Source organism: Pricia sp. (assembly GCF_041745955.1).
Taxonomy (GTDB): domain Bacteria; phylum Bacteroidota; class Bacteroidia; order Flavobacteriales; family Flavobacteriaceae; genus Pricia.
The window spans coordinates 1-4,237 of sequence record NZ_JBGTHY010000125.1; the positions used below are offsets into that span (position 1 = coordinate 1).

The following is a 4,237-nucleotide window of genomic DNA, read 5'->3' on the forward strand; positions in this document are numbered from 1 at the left end:
GCGCAAGGAAGATTGCTTCTACCTCGGTAAAATCGTTTCAAAATACAGTTATAAGGGCGAGGTACTCGTGAAAATCGAAACCGACGAGCCCGAAATCTACTCAACTATGGAATCAGTGCTTATCGCCATGAAAGGCGGTAATCTGGTTCCATTTTTTATTGACCGCTGCCGATTGCACAAATCGCTACTGCTACGTATCGATTTCGAGGAAGTCAAGGACGAGCCCGCCGCGGACCGGATCATGAACCACCAACTCTTTCTACCCCTTACCATGTTGCCCAAATTGGAAGGCGATAAATTTTACTTCCATGAAATCACAGGGTTTACCGTCGAGGATGCCGTGCACGGGAATATTGGAACCATTACCGGCGTCAACGATACGACTTCACAAGCCATTTTTGAGGTCGAAAAAGATGGGAAACAACTGCTAATTCCCATTACCGATGATATCTTTACCGGGCTGGATCGGGAGAAAAAAATCGTAAAGGTATCTACACCTAACGGATTGGTGGAACTTTATCTTGGATAATGCTTTCCATAAAAATCTTGGACCAAGGCTTTCCCACAGTATTCCACATTCTTTCCTTATTTTTGATTTTAATAGCGCATCTTATCCGGTATGCCTATACTTTAGACCATTTATCCCCTTTAGCATCTAAACCTCAAAAAACATGTTCAGGTACCTCCTTTTTTTACTTCTGCCCATCCTCTTTTTCTCCTGTAAATCTGAAACGAAGGGCAAAAACACCGAGACCGAGGTAGAAAGGCCGCCGAACATCGTTCTCATTTTCACTGACGATCAAGGCTATCGAGACGTAGGCGTTTTCGGGGCGGAAGATATCGCTACCCCGAACCTTGATCAAATGGCGGCCGATGGCATCAAACTGACCAGCTATTATTCGGCACAAGCGGTATGTTCCGCATCCCGTGCCGGTATTTTGACCGGTTGTTATCCGAACCGTATCGGCATCCACAATGCTATGATGCCCGATAGCAAAAAAGGTTTGCATACTTCTGAAACCACTTTGGCAGAAATGCTCAAGGCCAATGGATATCATACGGCCATCTACGGCAAATGGCACTTGGGCGACCATCTCGATTTCCTTCCCACCAAAAACGGATTCGACGAGTGGTTCGGCATCCCCTACTCCAACGATATGTGGCCCTTGCATCCGCAGCAAGGACCGGTTTTCAACTTTGGACCATTGCCGCTCTACGAGAACGAAACCGTAATCGATACTTTGACCGACCAGACGCAACTGACCACCCAGATCACAGAACACGGTGTAGACTTCATCCATAGAAATAAAGACAATCCCTTCTTTCTTTACGTGCCGCATCCGCAACCGCATGTTCCCTTATTTGTTTCGGATAAGTTCAAGGGAAAATCCAACCGTGGACTTTATGGGGATGTCATCATGGAAATCGACTGGTCCGTCGGACAGATTTTGAAAGCTCTAAGGGAGGATGCCCTAGAGGAAAACACCCTGGTCATTTTCACCTCCGACAACGGCCCTTGGCTGGCCTATGGTAACCACGCCGGAAGCGCCCTGCCCTACCGGGAAGGCAAAGGCACTGCTTGGGAAGGCGGACAGCGCGAACCTTTTATCGCCCGCTGGCCCGGAAAGCTGCCCGCAGGAAAGGTTGTCGACGTTCCCGTCATGGCCATAGACCTCCTCCCGACAATAGCAGCCATTACCGATTCAGGACTTCCCGAAAAAACCATCGATGGTATGAACGTTTGGAAGGTGCTGACCGGGGAATCCGAAAAAAGTCCACAAGAAGCCTACTTCTTTTATTATCGGGTCAACGAGCTTCACGGGGTACGCTACGGCAAATGGAAACTCTATTTTCCGCATACCTATCGAACGATGAACGGACAAGAGCCCGGCAAAGACGGACTACCCGGAGAATATCGAATGGTCGATTTAGCCGAAATAGAACTGTATGACCTTGAAAACGATGAGAGCGAGACCAAAAACGTGGCGGAAGAACATCCTAAAATCGTGGAAAAAATCAAGGCCCTAGCCGATGACATGCGCTCCCAACTGGGCGATTCTCTAAAGGATGTGGAAGGTTCGGAAACCCGAGAGGCCGGTGCAGTCGAGTAAATATAGGATAAAATAAAACCCGCTACTTAAGGGTAGCGGGTTCAAAAAAGAAAGTTAGCGTTTTCGCTTAATCCGTAATCGTAATAACCCCCGTCATGACCGCATGGAACTGACAATTATAATATAATGTGTCGGGGGCATCCATAGGAACTTCAAAAGTTACGGTTCCATCCTGTGTGCCGTTGTTGGTAACTCCCGTGCTATAGGCATCGGTATTGGTATTGCCCTGAACGGACTTGATATAAAACGGATGTCCCGAGGCATTTACGGTAAAGGTGTAGGTCTGCCCTCTTTTTAAGGTCAAATCTGGATTTTCAATGTTCTCCAGACCATCCGAATTAAAAATATAGGCGGTAACTCCCACATTGGTCACGTCGTAGTTAACGACCTCGGCATCTTCTTCACCATCATCATCCCCTGCGTTGGCCCCGACGTTGCCTTGGGCGATCAACGTCGCCAGGTCTTCCATACTTAAATGCACATTGATATACCCGTCTATGGCAATCATGGCAGCATAATCAAGTGGGTCTCCCGCATTCGATGTGCCGTCTACTCCGTTCAACGCGGTTACATTTTTCACCGAAGTTCCGGTTTCGCCGTTCACATCGCCCAAAGAAACGATAATCGCTCCGGGAGCATCCTCTACCGAACCTATATGTATATGTGACGGATGCATATTTCCTGCGGTCGTGCCTTCCACATCGATCGAAACCAAGGTTTCCCCATTGACACGCTCCGCAAAGTTGGCTTTACCAAAAATTGCGGGGTTCGAAACCGCTGCGAGATCATAGTCCACACTTTCCCCTGTCAGTTCATTCTGGCCGATATCGCCTTGGGCGACTAAAGTTCCCAAATCTTCCAAACTAAAATGAACGTTGATATAGCCGTCATATTCAAGCAAATCGTCGTACAAAAATGGCGTACCGTCATTAAATTCGGCCACATTGGTCATACTTAGTCCGGTTTCGCCATTAACGGGAATAAAATCGAAAACGATCGCACCGCCTTCCGCAGCCGTATTGATATGGATATGGGCCGGATGTTCAGCGTCCTCCGCGGTATTGTTCAATGCCAGTACCGCCAAAGCCTCACCGTTGACCCTTTTCGTAAAGGTGGCAGTGCCATTAATATCGGGGTCGGAAACGCTGCCCAAAGCATACTCCTTTGAAGTATCGGTCAATTCGTTCTGCCCGATATCGCCTTGGGCGACTAGGGTGCCCAAATCTTCCGTACTCAAATGCACGTTGATATAGCCGTCATACTCCAAAAGTTGGGCATAGCTTATCGCGGCACCATCGTTTAGCTCGGTTACAGGGGTCGAACTTTCGCCCGTCGCGCCATCGACAGCAGTCAGGTCTAGGGCAATATCGCCCCCTTCGACGGCCGTATTGAAATGAATGTGCGCGGGGTGCATGTTTCCGTCCGTGGTGCCTTCAAGGTTGAGTTCGATAACGGTCGAATCGTTACTGAAGGTAATAAATTTGGCCGTACCCAAAATATCGGGGTTTGATACGGGACCAAGATCGTACGTTTTCGAATCCGTTTCGGTAACTGGTTCTTCCATTTCAGGTTCTTCCGGTGGGGTCACGGTGCCGTCGTCGTTACTACAACTGGCGACAAAAAAGATGCCTGCAAAAATCGGCAGTATCCTTAGGGATTTTACAAGTGATTTCATAGTAATTGTTATTTAGTTAACAGAGTTTATACGATATTTTTAAAAAAAGGTTTGGTTTTTCCGCAAAAGTTTTGAAAAAAGTGATATAGTATGTGTAATGGACTCCTAATCCGAAAAAATTTAACCCTAATCTCATAGCTTATCAAGATTTGAAAGAACACTTTAGCTTTAAAGAATTTATTATTGACCAGAAAGGTTCGGCCATGAAGGTGGGTACCGACGGGGTATTACTGGGCGCATGGACATCGTTGGATAAAAATCCGGATAGCATTTTGGATATCGGGGCCGGAACGGGACTGATTGCCCTGATGCTCGCCCAACGAAGCGGCGCGGAAACCATCGACGCCTTGGAAATCGACGAAGCGGCCTATGAACAATGTATCGAAAACTTTGAGGCCTCGCCTTGGGGCGACCGGTTGTTCTGCTACCACGCCGGGCTGGACGAGTTTGT

The 4,237-nt window shown here is 47.8% G+C and carries 4 protein-coding genes; 3 read left to right on the plus strand and 1 reads right to left on the minus strand.

The features are described from left to right. The coding region (gene rimM, locus ACEW8S_RS04430) for a ribosome maturation factor RimM (protein ID WP_373516973.1) at positions 1-529 on the plus strand (529 nt) is incomplete at its 5' end. Positions 530-671: 142 nt separating this feature from the next. Then, on the plus strand, positions 672-2,111 hold the full coding sequence (locus ACEW8S_RS04435) for a sulfatase (protein ID WP_373516974.1): 1,440 nt from the start codon (positions 672-674) through the stop codon (positions 2,109-2,111). Positions 2,112-2,178: 67 nt separating this feature from the next. Here the strand turns inward: ACEW8S_RS04435 and ACEW8S_RS04440 are convergent, their stop codons facing one another. Then, the gene (locus ACEW8S_RS04440; RefSeq protein ID WP_373516975.1) at positions 2,179-3,786 is read right to left on the minus strand and encodes a hypothetical protein; all 1,608 of its coding nucleotides are present in this window, start codon (positions 3,784-3,786) and stop codon (positions 2,179-2,181) included. Between the two features lie 203 nt (positions 3,787-3,989). Here ACEW8S_RS04440 and ACEW8S_RS04445 point away from each other — a divergent pair. Then, positions 3,990-4,237, plus strand: a 248-nt coding sequence (locus ACEW8S_RS04445) for a methyltransferase (RefSeq protein WP_373516976.1), incomplete at its 3' end; no start/stop codon positions are given.

Coding starts and splice junctions, on each gene's coding strand:
- ACEW8S_RS04435 (WP_373516974.1), top strand. CDS start 672: ATGTTCAGGTACCTCCTTTTTTTACTTCTGCCCATCCTCTTTTTCTCC.
- ACEW8S_RS04440 (WP_373516975.1), bottom strand. CDS start 3,786: ATGAAATCACTTGTAAAATCCCTAAGGATACTGCCGATTTTTGCAGGC.